We start from the raw sequence: 15,397 nt of genomic DNA, 5'->3' as shown, positions 1-15,397 counted from the left end.
GTCACTCCTCGGGTCGATAAGTCCTGGTATGCACCTGATTCCGCGACCATCATGGTTATCGGAATCAAAACCCTTACCAGACAAGGACATAACTGATGGCCAAGATTGTTCTCATCACCGGTGCTTCCAGTGGAATCGGCGAAGCAACCGCGCTGCACCTGGCCGAACAGGGCTGCACCGTAGTGCTGGGCGCCCGACGGATCGACCGCCTACAAGCACTCGTCGAGCGGATCAAGGCGTCCGGTGGCCGGGCCACGGCCCATACCCTGGATGTGACGGACAGGGGTGATGTCCAGGCTTTCGTGGAAGCGGCCCGCGCCGAATACGGTCGGGTGGACGTGCTGGTCAACAATGCGGGAGTGATGCCACTGTCTCCCTTGAGCTCCGGAAAGGTCGACGAGTGGGAACGCATGATCGATGTGAATGTCCGCGGGCTGCTGTACGGGATCAACGCCGTGCTACCGGTTTTCGGCGACCAGCGCAGCGGGCATGTGGTGACCATCGCTTCGGTTGGCGCTCACCAGGTCTCGCCCGCGGCGGCGGTCTACTGCGGGACCAAGTACGCCGCCTGGGCGATCACCGAAGGTTTGCGGCAGGAGAGTGAGCCGTGGCTCCGTGTCTCCACGATCACACCGGGCGTGGTCGAATCAGAGCTGGCCTCGACAATCACCGACAAGGGCGCACAAGAGGCGATGGCGATATACCGGGCCAACACCATTGCGCCTTCGGCCATCGCCCGCGCGATCGGATTTGTCCTTGACCAGCCGAGTGATGTCGACGTCAACGAAATCGTGGTGCGGCCTGCGGCTCAACGCTAGTGTGCATCGGCGCCATGAGGGGACCGGTCGGAGGGGACGAGCACTCCGACCGACCGGTCGGCCTCATGGGGTTCACTATTCAGTTCTCAAAGGTCTTGCAGTACACAGGGTTCACCTGTGTTGCTCGGTCCGTCAGTTGGGTGTCTCGTCGCGTTATGCGGCGGCGAGTTCGGTGGTCAGGGTGCGGCGGGCATGAGATCGTAGTTCGGTGGTGCTGCCGGGTGTGAGGAACCAGGGATGCCCGTCGTGGCCGATGAACACCTTCCACCCGCGGTGGTGGATGTAGCGGTGGTGTCGGCGGCAGAGTAGGACCATGTTGCTCAGGCTGGTGGTGCCGCCGTTGCGCCAGAAGTCGATGTGATGGGCATCGGTGTACACCGACGGGCAGCCGCATCCCGGGAATGCGCAGCCCTGGTCGCGGGCGATCAGCGCTTTGCGGATCGCGGGGGTGACGGTGCGTTGGTCGCGTCCGACATCGAGTGGCACCGAGTTGTTGTCGAGCAGGATTCTTGTGATCACCGAATCACACGCCACCATCTGCGCGGTGGGCGCCGACGCCGGTCCGGTCCATTCGAACTTCGGCGCCATGGCCGGCGGTGTGGCACCCGGGATGCCGCGCAGCTGTAAGTGTTGCAGATGTTCGGGTGAGACGGTCACCGTCACATGTGGTTTCGCCCCACCCCGGGTGGGTCGGTCTTCCTGATCGAAATACGAATCCAGCAACCGTTCCAGCGCATCAGCCCGGATCTGGCCTGCACTCCGCGGATCCGGCGAGCCATCGGGTTCAGGTACTGGTGTGCACAGCGGATCGAGTGCCACCGCCAACTTCTCGCCGAGCAGACTGTCCAAGTCCAGGGTGCCGTGGGTGCGGCCGTCATCACCGGTCCCGAATGACAACTCGTTCAGATCATGATTTTCCGCGTCCGGCACTTCTTTGTCGGGTGGCGATAACACCAACGCCATATGCCGTGCCCGCACCGACACCGCCGCCGGTGTGCCCATCAACGCTTCGGTCAGTAGTCCGCGCACGCAATCGGACCGGTCAGCATCGGGGAGGTCTGGATTGCGACGCTCAATATGATTGAGGCCCTTGATGATCGAGTCCACATGCTCACCCGACAGGCTCCCGTCCACGCCGTAGGCTGATACCGACGGAATGTCACCGAGTGCCCTGCCTACTCGCACGTACCGGTGCGCAACCGCCGGCGCCATACCGGCGTCCCGTAATAGCTTGGCTGTGGACCCCACGCCCTTCTTCTGCGCGATCCGGCGCCGATCGACCTCGCCGACCAAACGAAAAAGGACCTGCTCCACAACATGATTGAGACGTATCACCGTCACAACCCGCGACGACAACTCGGTGTCATCACCCGCGACCAAAGCCGCATCCCCTGCCAGATCTGAGATTCTGGCGAACATTCCCCCGAAGTCCATGGTCCGAGTCTACTCCCGAAATTGCATTCGCACAAGCGTTCGACAACTAATCCTATGGTGCGGCAATAACATTCACCGAAGTGCGAAAATTCTCCGGGGCAGTCTACCGAATGGGTCTGACAGGCCCCGGATTCTCCAGGGGTGACTCCAAGCGCAGCACCCCGACCATCAGGCCGGAGCGCTGCGGGACGGCGAAAAGTGAACACTACGCGGCCATCACGTCGGACTCGTCGTGGACCACCTCCTCCTTCGCTCCGGGAAGGAACGAGTATGCGAGGCAGACGATTCCGAAGAACAGATAGCCCAACGCGACTTCAGGGGCAGCATTCCACGCGATCTCCGGTGCGTGGATGAGGCCGATGAACGACAGCACGGCACCGACTGCGGAAGCGATGGCGGCGAAGAGGAACTTCTTGTCGATGATGAAGGTGACCATGGTGCCGAGCACCAGGCCGACCAGGACTGCGCCTTCGCCGAGGACCTTGAGCCCTTCGTAGACAACGCCGGCCTCGTTCATGGCGCCCATGCCGACCTCACCGGCGGTGGTGCCGGCGGCGGCCAGGGAGTTGTCGATCAGGCCGTGAGCCCACTGCGCGAGGTTGGGCAGGATCGCCGCGACCACCGCGATCGCATGGATACGTGGAACCGCCTGGAAGGCTTGCGCTCCGATCAACAAGCCGATGTACAGCAGGATCGGTACGATCGCCGGAACCGGTAGCAGCGCTTCGAGAATCCCGAACAAGCCGAGGAAGCAGAGCAGGCCGATCGCCAGGCCGCTCGCCAGTGAGTAACTGGCCCGTCCACCGGCGTCCTTCCAACCCGGATGGCCGATGTAGACCGCCGGTGGGAACGGTGAACCGAAGCCGGCGCCGATGCACGCTCCGGCACCGTCGGCGAGCAGAACGCTGCGCAGGTTGTAGTTGTCACCTGCCGCAGCGGCGCTCTCCACGTTGCTCATCGCTTCGGTGAAGTTGTAGATGCCCAGAGGGATGGCGGTGCCGAGCAGTGGTGCGAGGTCGGTCAGACCGTCGAACAGCATGTCGAAACGTTGATCGGGAATGCCCAGTGCGATGTTCTCGACTGCATCACCGACGGCCGGGGCGTCCATGAACCCGCCGGCCCAGCCGATCGCCGTACCGACGAGGAGTGCCGCCAAACCGACCGGAACATTGCCGGGCAGACGAACATTGGTGAAGAATCCGATCAGGATGATCGCCAGCACCGGCAGGCCGATCCAGGCGGCCTCCCACATCTGGGCGGCCGGCCGCATCGAGATGAAGGTGATCGAGATACCCGCCAGGGTGCCGAGCATTGCCGCGCGCGGCGTGATCTTGCGGATGTACGGGCCCACGAACGCGCCGATCATCACGATCACACCGATCATGAATGCCCATGCCAGGCCCGCTTGCCAGGCGGCGACGGCATCGTCGGTGTTCAGATAAACCGGCAACATCACCACGAACACGACGATGAACATGTGAGGAACGCTGGGACCGTAGGGCAGAGCGGTGACGTCGGTGCGATTCTCCTTGCGGCCCAGACGCCGTGCGAGCCAGGTGTAGTAGAGGTTGCCCAGGATCAGAGCCACACCGAGGGCGGGCAGCACGGTCCCGAAGACGTCACCTTCGTTGAAGCCGACGACGTAGATCAGGAGCCCGGTCAAGGTCAGGACATTGACTAGGATGTTGAATGCGAGGCCGAAGAAGGCGTTGGTGTCACCTCGGGTCCACCAGGGGATGGTCACCGGTCCGTCCGGTGCGGCGGGGACAGGGGTCTTTTCGTTGATTTCTGTGGTCATGACTTCTGGTTCCTTCAGCCTCGGGAGGCAGGTGCGGGTTCCGGCGTGACGGGTAGATCGGCAATGGCGGGGATGACCGCCGCGGAATCGGCAACCCAGCCGAAGATTCCACCTTGCGCGCAGATCATTTCCAGCCCGATGCGCTGGAAGTCCGGGAAATATGAACCAACACAGTCGGATACGACCAGACACTCGTACCCTCGGTCATTCGCCTCCCGGGTCGTGGTGTGTACGCACACCTCGGTGGTGACCCCGGTGACCAGCAGTTGGGTGATGCCCGCGTCGGTGAGGATCTGCTGGAGTTCGGTGGCGTAGAAAGCACCTTTGCCGGGTTTGTCGATGACGACCTCACCGCTGATCGGGGCGAGTTCGTCGATGATGTCGTGGCCGTACTCGCCGCGGATGAGGATCCGTCCGTACTTGCCGGGGTCGCCGATTCGCTTGGACGGCGCCCCACGGTTGAGTTTCGCAGGCGGGCAGTCGGATAGGTCGGGTTCATGCCCCTCCCGGGTGTGGACCACCATCAAGCCGGCGGCGCGCGCGGCGGTGAGGAGTTCGGCCAACGGTGGAACCACTTTCAGGAGCATGTCCACGTTGTTGCCGAGGCTCTCGCCGAAACCGCCGGGCAGGATGAAGTCGCGCTGCATGTCGATGACGATCAGTGCGGTCTTCTCGGGTATCAGGGTGAACGGTCCGGGTGAGGCGGTCTCGACAGTGGATGCGGTCATGGATTCTCCCTGGTGGATGTGGTTGTTGCGGAGGGGGTTCGCTGCGCATCCGTGGGCAGTTCACCGGTGTCACGGGGTTCGTCGAGCAGGCGGGCGGCCAGGGCCAACACGGTGTCGTCGGACAACGCCGGACCCAGGATCATCACGCTGAGCGGCCGTCCATCGGCGACGGTTCCGACCGGTACTGCCACCCCGGTGAGGTCGAGCAGGTTGCCGAAGTGGGTGTAATGCCCGAGGGTGGTGTTGCATTCGATGGGCCGCGCCAGGACTTCGTCGACGGTGAACGTTGTCCCGATCGTCGGCACGATCATCACATCCATGTGTTCCCACAGGCGGGCGACCTGGGCCTTGAGTTCCTGCAACTGCTGTTGCGCGGCGAATGCGTCCACGGCGGTGTACTTTTCGCCGCTGCGCAGGATGTCACGGACCACCGGGTGGATCGAGTCCGGTTGCGCGGTGAGGAAGTCAGCGAACTCGACCAGTCGCTCGGCGACCCAGGGCCCGGCATAGAGTAGGGCGCCTGCGGCCAGGAAGGGCGCCAATGGCGGCGCAACCACACGCTCGCTCAGGGTGATTCGTTCGCGGAATGCCAGATGGGCGTCCCGCATGTCGGTGTCGCCGAAGAACTCGAGTTCCTCGGGGCCGGGCAGACCCACCCGGATCGTGGCGCCGTCGTATCGCGGGCCGCGATCGCGGGACCAGGAGTCGTTGTCGTCGCGGCCGATCATCACATCGAGGACCCGATCGGTGTCGTCGATCGATCCGGCCATGACGGTGATGCAGTCCAACGATTTACAGGCCGGGACCAGGCCGACCGTACTGATCAGTCCACGCGACGGCTTGAACCCGACCACGCCGTTGAGGGCGGCCGGCACTCGTCCCGAACCGGCGGTGTCGGTGGCCACCGCAAACGGGACCTGTCCGAGCGCCACGGCGAGCGCCGAACCCGAACTCGAACCTCCGGAGATCATGTTGCGGCCGTAGACGCTGCGCGGCACCGTGTGTGGAGTACGGGTGCCGTTGAGTCCGGTGGCGAACTGATCGAGATTGGTCTTGCCGACATACAGGGCACCGGCATCGAGGAGTCGCTGCACCGCGGGTGCGGTGGCGTCGGCGATGTACGCGTAGTCAGGGCAGGCGAGCGTTGTGGGGACACCGGCGACGTCGATGCTGTCCTTGACGCCGAAGGGCACGCCGTAGAGCGGAAGCGTGCGGGCGCCGGGTCGCTGTTCGATTTCTTCGGCGGCGGCGAGGAGTTGGTCGCGCGGCACCGTCGACAACCAGGTGCCGTCGTCGCCGCGGGCCGCGATCGCGTCGGCGACTCTCGCAGCGGTTTTGGTGGGTGAACCGGTGCCGCCGGCGTGTGATTGCAGGATCTCCGCCACCGAGGGTCCGATGGAGGGTCCGGTTGCCGTGAAATCGAAAGTCATAATGTCGATTGTCGACAGAATGGTGCCAACCGTGGAACGGCTGCGTTTCGATCGTGTTAGCTGTTGCTCTCCAGGTCCAGATAGTCGAGTTGACCGTGGTTCTTCGCCGCGGCGACCGCTATCTGCGGATCATTCGTTTCGAGCGCCTCGAGCACGTGCTGATGCCGCCGGATCCCGTCGGCGGAATCATGCGCACGGGCTTCGCTTCGCAGGTTGATGGCCATCGGGAGCTGGAGCTTGAGCAGGATGGGCTCCATCGCGATGTCGAGTTGGCGATTGCCTGCCAGCCCGACCACGGAGGCGTGGAAGCGGCGATGTGCGTCGTCCTTCTCGAGGTCATCATCGCGCTCGGCGGCCATGCGCATGTCCTCCAACGCTTCACGGACCGGGTCCAGGTCTTCCCTGACGTCGGCCAGCGGTAGTGCGGATTCGATGGCGTGCCGCTCCAGGACGTGCCGCAACTCGAACAGTTGCAGGATGTCCTGCGGTGACCACGCGGCGACCCGGGATCCGCGCCGCGGCAGGTGTTCGACCAGCCCCTGTTGTCCCAGCAGGCGCAGCGCCTCGCGCAAGGGCGCCCGGCTGATGCCGAGACTGGCACACAGTTGTTCTTCGACGATCTTGTCGCCGGGCTTCAGCGCCCCGGAAAGGATCGATTCCCGGATACGGCGGCCCGCGACATCGACAAGGCTGACCGGGAGTCCGTGTTCATCGAATGACCTGCTTGGCACAGCCACAAGTGAGCCTCACCCTTCCGCCCCGGGGATCTATCGGGATTTTGTCGACAATCCTAAACGCGGCAACCCCGACCGCGCATGGTTAGCGGATGTAAAGACGGTGGATCACTGACCGTCGGTGGTGCCGTCGGTACCGCCGACGGCGTGATCGCGTTCGTCGTCGGCCTCGTGTTGCGCGGCCTCGTATGCCGCCTTCTCTGCGGCTGTCCGCTCGGTCTCTCCGACGGGCTCTTCGTTCTCGTGGGGGAAGGTCATGTCCGGAGCATGCCCGCTGCAGCGGACTCACAAACCTGCCGAAAATACTTACCTCACACGTCATCGCCGGGAGCCACCCGCCGGCGGCAGCATGGATTTCACCCAACCAGCAACACCCTGACGTGAAGGAGAAAGCCATGACCGAGACCGTCCACAACGCACACGAGACCGCTGCGGCAACGCTGATCGACCGCTACCTCGATGCCTGGAACGAGACCGACGCCGCCGCGCGGCGAAACCTGCTCGACGCACTCTGGGCCGATGATGGTGTCTACACGGATCCACTCGCGTCGGTCAGTGGTTCCGATGCGATGGATGCGGTGATCGCCGGAGCCCAGGAGCAATTCGCCGGACTGCGGTTCGTCCGCGGCGACGTCCTCGACACCCACCACAACATCGCCCGCTTCACCTGGGAACTGGTTCCCGAGGTGGGCGCCGAACCGCTGGTGGTCGGGTTCGACGTCGCCGCCGTCGACAGTAACAACAAGATCACCAGTGTCTACGGATTCATCGACAAGATGCCCGGTGCGAGCTAAGTGATGCTGACACCACCATCGACGACGATGGTCTGGCCGGTGACATAGCCGCCGGCCGGAGAGGCCAGCCAGATCGCGGTGGCGGCGAGTTCTTCGGGATCGCCGGTGCGGCCCAGGATCATCCGCGGGGCCATGGATTCGAGATAGCCCTCCGCGTACGAGTCGGTCATCTCCGATTCGAAGAAGCCGGGTGCGATGGCGTTGACCCGGATGCCTTTTCGGCTACCCCATTGCTGGGCGAGGTCACGGGTCAATCCCGAGATGGCGGCCTTGCTGGCCGAGTATGCAGCCTGGGGGAGTCCGGCGGTGGTGATGCCGAGGACGCTCGAGATGTTGATGATCGAGCTTCCCGGCGTCATCACCCGGCCGCAGGCCTGCGCAGCCCAGTACGAACCGTTCAGATTGATGTCGATGACCGAGCGGAACTGCTCGGGTGTCTCGCGGGTGGCGGGGAAGGCCGTGCCGACCCCGGCGTTGTTGATCAGAACGTCGACCTGCCCGAATTTGTTCATCGCCGCGTCGACAAGCGCGCCGGCCTGGTCGGGATCGGCGATGTCGGTGCTCACGGTCAACGCGGTGCCACCGACCGATTCGACCAGCGCAGCGGTGTTCTGGAGTTTGTCGGCTCGACGTGCCGCAAGCACCACTCGGGCGCCGGCTTCGGCGAACGCCTTGGCGAACGCGACACCCAATCCGGACGAGGCGCCGGTGACGATCACGACTTTGTCGTCGATCCGGAAACGGTCGAGCACGCTCATGGTTTCACTCCTGTGACATCGGTGGTCCGGGCTGATCATAGGTGTCAACGCCTGACCCAGGGTTGATAATGCTCCACAGACGGCCACGTGAGGGATGTGAGAATCATGGGTGAGCAGCGCTATCTGTTCGGGGAATTGTTGCGGCAGTGGCGAATCAGCCGAAAGGTGCCGCAGTTGGAACTCGCGTCGGTGGCCGAGGTGTCGGCGCGACATCTGAGCTTCCTGGAAACCGGACGTTCGGCACCGAGCCGGACGATGGTGTTGCGCCTCGCCGAGCATCTCGATGTGCCCTTGCGTGAGCGGAACCAATTGTTGCTGGCAGCCGGTTTTGCACCTTCTTACGGGGAGTCGTCGCTCGATGGCGAACGAATGATGATGGTACGCGGCGCTTTACGTCAGGTCCTGACCGCAACCGAACCCTATCCGGCGCTCGCGATCGACCGGCACTGGAACATGGTCGATGCCAATGCGGCGGTCGCGCTCTTCACGCAGGACGCGCCCGACGACCTCCTCGAGGCGCCGTTCAACGTTCTCAGATACAGCCTCGACCCTCGGGGGCTCGGCAGCCGGATCGTCAACATCGGCCAGTGGCGGAGCCACCTGCTCGACCGCTTGGATCGCCAGATCAAGGTCACCGGCGACCCCGTTCTGATCGAGTTGCTCGCCGAGTTGCAGAGCTATCCGTTCACCGATGACAGCGACGAGGATCCGGCGTTGTCCGGCGATGTCGCGGTGTATCTGCGGCTGCGCATCGACGGCAAGGAGCTCCTGTTCTTCAGCACGGTGACCACCTTCGGAACCCCGCTCGACGTGACCGTCGACGAACTGAGTGTCGAGAGTTTCTATCCGGCCGACGACAAGACGGCGCAATATCTCCGGCGCCTGTAAATCTGGTCCGCTTGGGGTTTGGGCCGGAATGCATCCGCGTACGGTGGCGTTGAGGGACAAAGATGAGAGGTGGATCACATGACCAAAACTCGACTGATACCCGACGACACCCATCCGATCACCGTGGAGCCCAGCGCGGGACAGGTCCGGGTCCGGGCAGGTGACACGATCGTCGCCGACACCGCCAGGGCGCTGATACTCCAGGAAGCGGGCTATCCGCCGGTGGCTTACGTTCCGCTGGAGGCAGTGGACCAGTCACTGCTGCGGCGTAGCCGCACGAAGTCGCACTGCCCCTACAAAGGCGATGCGTCCTACTACGACCTGGTCACGCCGGACGGCGTGATCGAGGATGCCGCCTGGTCTTACGAAGAGCCCTATAACGCGGTCTCCGAGATCGCCGGTCACCTGGCCTTCTACCCCGACAAGGTGGTCATCACCGTCTCCTGAACTGTCGACAGGGACCTGGCGACAAAACAAATCGGCCGCGATTCGGAAGGTTCCGAATCGCGGCCGATTGCTGGAGGTACTGATCTGGCGGAAGTGTCAGACCCCGAGTGCCGGAGCCAACGTGCCGTACCAGGATTCCTTGAGGCGGTCCTCCCAGAAGGTCCACCAGTGCACACCCTCGGGGGTGATGTGGGTCTGCGGATTGACGCCCGCCGCCCGCAGGCTGGTGACGTAGAGCGAGCTGCTGATCGACGCAGCGGTCTCCAGCGGCACCATCTGCGAGAACTTGACCGGGTCGAACGAGGTGCTGGTCGGATTGAAGACCGGATCGGTGCTCAGCGCCCCCGATCCCGACGAGACGTAGACGCGCTTGCCGCGCAGACTGGCGGGGTTCAGGGAGGGATCATTCTGGATCCATCCCGCACCGGGCCACGTGCCCCACATGTTGACGGGGTTGCCGCCCATCTCGATCACCGAGGCGGCGATCCCCTGGGCGAAGCCGGGGATACTGACGGTCGGGTAACCGCTGTACGAGGCAACTCCCTGGTAGAAGTTCGGGTGCTTGCTGGCCAGGTTGAGCGCCGAGGTACCGCTCATCGACAGGCCGGCGATCGCGTTGCGGCGATTGTCGCTGCCGAAGTTCGACGCCATGTACGCCGGCAGTTCCCGGGTCAGGAAGGTCTCCCACTTCTGGCGACCCAGGTTCGGGTCGTCCTGCTGCCAGTCGGTGTAGAAGCTGCCACCGCCGCCGAAGGGGATCGCGACGTTGACGTTCTTTCCGGAGAAGAAACGTTCGACATCGGTCTCGATGAGCCAGCCGTTGTTGTTGTCCGGCGCCCGCAGGCCGTCGAGCAGGTACAGCGTGGCGTGGCTGCCGCCGCCGTCGGCCGAGATGACCTTCACCGGGATCGTCTTGTTCATCGAGGCGGAGTAGACCCGAACGGTCTGTGAAGCAGCAGCGGCAGTGCCGGGATTGGCGGCCACGGACACCGCCACTCCGGCAACTAGGGCAAGGGAGCCGGCAACAATCTTCCGCCAGGCAGTCTTTGCTCGCATCAGGTTCCTTTTGTACGTCGTTGTCGAGGTGGTCCGAACAGCACACCGATCGCGACCGCCTCAGGGGCGGCCAGGCAAGATAACAGCAAGATAACAGGACCGCCCGTGGTATGCACATCACTCAAAACGGACCCGACCTCGATGAATCTAACCACCGATGTGCCGGTCGAGTGGGGGGTATTCGATCATCGAGATCAACGGAGAAGGTCGAAACGGGTGTCGTCGGGCCGCTGGTCTATCGGTCGGCGGCGGTCTGGGTGGCCGGTGGCTGTTCGGCGGTCGACGTCACCGGTTCATCGTGGGCGACGGTCGTGGCCAAGGGCTTCTCGATCACAAAGCACAGCAGGATGGCGCCCACCACGCACAGTGGGCTGATGAAGAGGAAGACCGGCATCAGGGCATCGTTGTACGCGTGGACAATCGGCTCCCGCACCGAGTCCGGAAGGCCGTGGACGATCGCCGGCGTCAGTGATTTCGCACCGTCACCGGTCCCGGTGGCATCGGCGGGGATCCGGCCGACCAGCAGGTCGGCCAGACGGGACGCGAAGACACTGCCGACCAGGGCAGCTCCGAGGGAGGCGCCGATCTGGCGAAAGTAGTTGTTGGCGGCCGTTGCGGTCCCGACGAGGCTGTACGGGAAGGTGTTCTGCACGATCAGGATGATGATCTGGAAGCTGATACCCAGTCCGCCGCCGAGGATGCCGAGGCAGACGCAAATCATCCAGGTCGGGGTCGACAAGGCCACCTGCGACATCAGGAACAGGCTCAGCGCGATCAGCAGTGAACCGGCGATCGGCATGGCCTTGTACCGGCCGGTGCGGGATACGAATCGCCCGCAGACAATGGAACAGACCGTCATCGTTGCCATCATCGGAACCATCAGGAGTCCGGCATGGGTGGAGCTGACGCCCAGTGCCATCTGCAGGTAGGTCGGGAGATATGAGATCACTCCGAACATCCCGATTCCGCCGAACAAACCGCCGATGGTGGTCAGGTTGAAGTTCCGCTGCCGGAACAGCGCCAGTGGCAATACCGGTTCCGCGACCCGGCTTTCGATCACGATGACGGCGATCCACGCCAGGACGGTGCCGATCAGCAGGCCGATGATGGTCGGTGACGTCCACGCGTACTGCGAGCCACCCCAACTCGCGATCAGCACGACGCCGGTCGTCGCGACGGCCAGGACAGACATGCCGAGGATGTCGATCTTGCGTTTGACGCGCGTGACCTTCGGCGGGTGCAGGAATGCGATCGCCGCGATGATCGCGAGCGCGCCGAGCGGCAGATTCATCCACAGGGTCCAGCGCCAGCCCGGACCCTCGGTGAGCCATCCGCCGAGAAGGGGTCCGGCGACGGAGGAGAGCGCGAAGACGCCGCCCATGATCCCCGCATAGCGACCACGGTCGCGGGCCGGGACCACATCGGCGATCGTCGCCTGGGCGAGCACCATCAGGCCGCCGGCCCCCAGGCCCTGGATGGTGCGGGCGATGATGAGCGTCAACATGTTCGGGGCCAGTGCGCCGATGATCGACGCCCCGGTGAAGATGCTGATCGCGATGATCAGCAACGGCTTTCGTCCGAACTGATCACCTAGCTTGCCGTAGATCGGCATCCCCACCGTCGACGCCAGGATGTACGAGGTGATGACCCACGACATCTGGTTGGTGCCGTGCAATTCGCCGACGATGGTCGGCAGCGCCGCGCTCATCACGGTTGTGTTCAGCGACGCGAGCAGCATCGCCACCAGCAGACCGGCGAACATCAACAGCACATTGCGGTGCGTGGCCTGTGACTGATCGGTTTTCGGTGTCCGGCCCGGGGCATCGACTGCCATCTATGCCTCCTCGAGAATGGTGGTGAACGATTTGGCGGCTCGGTGGACGAGTTCGTCGAGGGGGATGTCCGCCTCGGGCTCTTTCAGCAGCCAGTCAATGGCGATGCGGACGACGGATTGTCCGGCGGTCACCAGGATGTGCGCGGTCGACTCGATGTCGACCGAATGACTGCGGCGTTGCCAGCGACCGGATTCCGCGAGCCGGATCTCGACGAGGGCCCGGGCGAGGTGGCGGATCTGATCGGTGTGCGCGAGTCGCATCCGGGCGAGGTCGGGGTGGCGGTGCATCAGTTCGACGCGCACCTTGCGTCCACCGGCACCGCCTGCTGTCTTCTCGAAGACATCGAACAGGAGCAGGGCGACCTTCTCGAGCAGGTTGTCGTCGTCGCCGATGACAAAAGCGGCGGCGGCAGCGTCGTCGATGAAGGGGGTGCGCAGGCCGAGGATCGCGTCCTCTTTGGTGGGGAAGTAGTTGAAGAAGGTGCGCGGCGAGATGTTGGCCTCGGCGGCGATCTCTTCGATGGTCACCTTCGACAGATCGGTCTGCTCCAGGGCGGCCGCGGCGGCCGCCTGGTGGATCGATGCCCAGGTGGCAGCACGCTTCCGATCCCGGAGCGACTCCTTGTGTGCTGTAACCATCTAAATAACTTAGCCAAAAGTTGCACGACTGCAAAGTTGCAGACGTGCAAACTTTGCCCCGACCCCGCTCCCGCCCCCCGATGATGTGCCCTTTTGGCGGCGCTCACCTGGGCTTTTGCTCGCCAAAAGGGCACATCATCGGGGTGGGAGGGTCAGCCGAGTTGCTTCTTCAGGGCGTCGAGGACAGCCGTGTCTTCGATGGTGGACGGCACGACATAGTCCTCATGGTCGGCGATCTGACGCATCGTCTTACGCAGGATCTTGCCCGAGCGGGTCTTGGGCAGACCGTTGACGACGGTGACATCACGGAAGGTGGCCACCGCGCCGATCTCGTCGCGCACCATCTTGACCAGTTCCGACCGCAGGACGTCGTGGTCGATGTCGGCGCCCTCTTTGAGGACGACGTATCCGCTGGGCCGCTGGCCCTTGAGGTCGTCGTGGATCCCGATCACCGCGCACTCGGCCACTGCGGGATGTGAGGCCACCACGGCCTCGATGCTGCCGGTGGACAGCCGGTGTCCGGCCACGTTGATGACGTCGTCGGAGCGGCCGAGCACGAAGACGTATCCGTCGGCATCGATGAAGCCGGAGTCGCCGGTGAGGTAGTGACCGGGGAAGGTCTTCAGGTACGAATTGTGGTAGCGCTCTTCGTCATTCCACAAACCCGCCAACGTGCCGGGCGGCAGCGGCAGGGCGATGACGATGTTGCCTTCGCCGCCGGCCTCCACCGCTTTGCCCTCGGCGTCGACGATCTCGACGCGGAAACCGGGAACCGGCACCGTCGGTGAGCCGGCCTTGATCGGCATCGGTTCGAGCCCACGGAGATTGGCGGCGATGGCCCAGCCGGTTTCGGTCTGCCACCAGTGGTCGACGACCGGGACGCCGAGGACCTTGGTGGCCCACTCGTAGGTGTCCGGGTCGAGGCGTTCGCCGGCGGCAAACAGTGTCTGCAGTGTCGAGATGTCGTGATCGGCAAGCAATTTGGCATCCGGATCCTGCTTGCGGATCGCCCGGATGGCGGTGGGCGCGGTGAACAGCGCCTTGACCTTGTAGTCGTCGATCACGCGCCAGAACGCACCGGCGTCGGGTGTGCCGACGGGCTTGCCCTCGTACATCACGGTGGTCGCGCCGATCAGCAAGGGCGCGTAGACGATATAGGAATGCCCGACGACCCAGCCGACGTCGGAGGCGGTCCACCACACATCGCCGGGCCCGATGTCGTAGATGTTGGCCATCGACCACGTCAACGCGACGGCGTGGCCACCGTTGTCGCGGACCACGCCCTTGGGCTTTCCGGTGGTGCCCGAGGTGTAGAGGATGTACAGCGGATCGATGGCCGCGACGGGAACCGGTTCTGCCGGAGTCGCTTTCGCGGTGAGTTCGTCCCAGTCGTACCAGCCGTCGTGGTCGGCCGCGCTGCCGTCGATCTGGTCGCGGTTCTTGACGATGATGGTGGCCGGGGGCTCCGCGGACAGGCTCAGGGCCTTGTGGACCATCGGCAGATACTCGATGGTGCGGCCGGGTTCCAGACCGCCCGAGCTGGTGATCAGCGCAACGGGCCGCGCGTCGTCGATCCGGGTGGCGAGCTCGGGGCCGGCGAATCCGCCGAACACCACCGAATGCACGGCACCGATGCGAGCGCAGGCCAGCATCGCGATGGCCGCCTCCGGGATCATGGGCATGTACACGATGACCCGGTCACCGGACTTCACGCCGCGTTCGGTGAGCACGCCCGCGAAGGTGGCGACCTCGTCGCGCAGTTCGGAATAGGTGTACGAGCGGGTCTCGCCGACCATGGCCGAATCCCAGATCAGGGCCGTTCGATCACCGTTGCCCGCCAGCACGTGCCGGTCGAGGGCATTGAAGCTGGTGTTGAGGGTGGCGCCGGGGAACCAGCGGTAGCCGCCGTCCGGCCGGGTTTCGAGGGCGGCGGTGGGGGCCTGGTACCAATCGACTGCTTCGGCAGCTTCCAGCCAGAACCCTTCGGGGTCATCCGCACTGCGCGCAAACGTCTCCGCATACGAAACCATCGCCGCCTC

At 64.2% G+C, this 15,397-nt stretch carries 15 protein-coding genes; 4 read left to right on the top strand and 11 right to left on the bottom strand.

Annotated elements, in window-relative coordinates; genetic code table 11:
- Positions 1-95: 95 nt before the first annotated feature.
- Complete coding sequence (locus AC51GR_RS08310; protein WP_496324161.1) at positions 96-818, top strand: SDR family oxidoreductase; 723 nt, start codon at positions 96-98, stop codon at positions 816-818.
- Positions 819-971: 153 nt separating this feature from the next.
- On the opposite strand, the gene AC51GR_RS08305 is transcribed toward AC51GR_RS08310, so the two are convergent.
- The 6 genes from AC51GR_RS08305 to AC51GR_RS08280 all read right to left on the bottom strand — a co-directional run bounded on the left by AC51GR_RS08305 (position 972) and on the right by AC51GR_RS08280 (position 7,200).
- Positions 972-2,252: an HNH endonuclease signature motif containing protein gene (locus AC51GR_RS08305; RefSeq protein WP_496324160.1), complete on the bottom strand. Its 1,281-nt coding sequence runs from the start codon at positions 2,250-2,252 to the stop codon at positions 972-974.
- Positions 2,253-2,457: 205 nt separating this feature from the next.
- Positions 2,458-4,050 (bottom strand): SulP family inorganic anion transporter, encoded by a 1,593-nt coding sequence (locus AC51GR_RS08300; RefSeq protein ID WP_496324159.1) that lies wholly within the window; start codon positions 4,048-4,050, stop codon positions 2,458-2,460.
- 14 nt (positions 4,051-4,064) lie between these two features.
- Positions 4,065-4,778: a cysteine hydrolase family protein gene (locus AC51GR_RS08295; RefSeq protein ID WP_496324158.1), complete on the bottom strand. Its 714-nt coding sequence runs from the start codon at positions 4,776-4,778 to the stop codon at positions 4,065-4,067.
- A complete protein-coding gene (locus AC51GR_RS08290; protein WP_496324157.1) occupies positions 4,775-6,208 on the bottom strand; it encodes an allophanate hydrolase in 1,434 nt (477 codons plus the stop codon). The genes AC51GR_RS08295 and AC51GR_RS08290 overlap by 4 nt, the downstream gene beginning before the upstream one ends.
- A gap of 56 nt (positions 6,209-6,264) precedes the next feature.
- The gene (locus AC51GR_RS08285; RefSeq protein ID WP_496324156.1) at positions 6,265-6,945 is read right to left on the bottom strand and encodes a GntR family transcriptional regulator; all 681 of its coding nucleotides are present in this window, start codon (positions 6,943-6,945) and stop codon (positions 6,265-6,267) included.
- Between the two features lie 105 nt (positions 6,946-7,050).
- Positions 7,051-7,200, bottom strand: a complete 150-nt coding sequence (locus AC51GR_RS08280) for a hypothetical protein (RefSeq protein WP_496324155.1) — start codon at positions 7,198-7,200, stop codon at positions 7,051-7,053.
- 137 nt (positions 7,201-7,337) lie between these two features.
- Here AC51GR_RS08280 and AC51GR_RS08275 point away from each other — a divergent pair, with 137 nt between their 5' ends.
- Positions 7,338-7,736 carry a nuclear transport factor 2 family protein gene (locus tag AC51GR_RS08275; RefSeq protein ID WP_496324154.1) on the top strand — a complete coding sequence of 133 codons (399 nt, stop codon included), beginning with the start codon at positions 7,338-7,340 and terminating at the stop codon, positions 7,734-7,736.
- Here the strand turns inward: AC51GR_RS08275 and AC51GR_RS08270 are convergent.
- A complete protein-coding gene (locus tag AC51GR_RS08270; protein ID WP_496324153.1) occupies positions 7,733-8,494 on the bottom strand; it encodes an SDR family NAD(P)-dependent oxidoreductase in 762 nt (253 codons plus the stop codon). The genes AC51GR_RS08275 and AC51GR_RS08270 overlap by 4 nt on opposite strands.
- A 105-nt stretch (positions 8,495-8,599) precedes the next feature.
- Between AC51GR_RS08270 and AC51GR_RS08265 the strand changes: the two genes are divergently transcribed.
- Entirely contained in the window at positions 8,600-9,382 is a 783-nt protein-coding gene (locus AC51GR_RS08265; protein WP_496324152.1) for a helix-turn-helix domain-containing protein, read from the top strand.
- Positions 9,383-9,460: 78 nt separating this feature from the next.
- Positions 9,461-9,829: a DUF427 domain-containing protein gene (locus AC51GR_RS08260; RefSeq protein WP_496324151.1), complete on the top strand. Its 369-nt coding sequence runs from the start codon at positions 9,461-9,463 to the stop codon at positions 9,827-9,829.
- A 96-nt stretch (positions 9,830-9,925) separates the two neighbouring features.
- On the opposite strand, the gene AC51GR_RS08255 is transcribed toward AC51GR_RS08260, so the two are convergent.
- The 4 genes from AC51GR_RS08255 to AC51GR_RS08240 form a co-directional block, all read right to left on the bottom strand.
- Positions 9,926-10,885 carry an alpha/beta hydrolase gene (locus AC51GR_RS08255; RefSeq protein ID WP_496324150.1) on the bottom strand — a complete coding sequence of 320 codons (960 nt, stop codon included), beginning with the start codon at positions 10,883-10,885 and terminating at the stop codon, positions 9,926-9,928.
- 235 nt (positions 10,886-11,120) lie between these two features.
- Positions 11,121-12,719, bottom strand: coding sequence for an MDR family MFS transporter (locus AC51GR_RS08250; RefSeq protein WP_496324149.1), 1,599 nt, complete (start codon positions 12,717-12,719; stop codon positions 11,121-11,123).
- A complete protein-coding gene (locus AC51GR_RS08245; RefSeq protein ID WP_496324148.1) occupies positions 12,720-13,358 on the bottom strand; it encodes a TetR/AcrR family transcriptional regulator in 639 nt (212 codons plus the stop codon). It abuts the gene before it with no gap.
- Positions 13,359-13,510: 152 nt separating this feature from the next.
- Positions 13,511-15,388 (bottom strand): propionyl-CoA synthetase, encoded by a 1,878-nt coding sequence (locus AC51GR_RS08240; RefSeq protein WP_496324147.1) that lies wholly within the window; start codon positions 15,386-15,388, stop codon positions 13,511-13,513.
- Positions 15,389-15,397: the final 9 nt, after the last annotated feature.

The organism is Williamsia sp. z71, assembly GCF_059553375.1.
The sequence above is the reverse complement of the archived record's forward strand: the minus strand, read 5'-3'. Positions and strand labels throughout refer to the sequence as shown.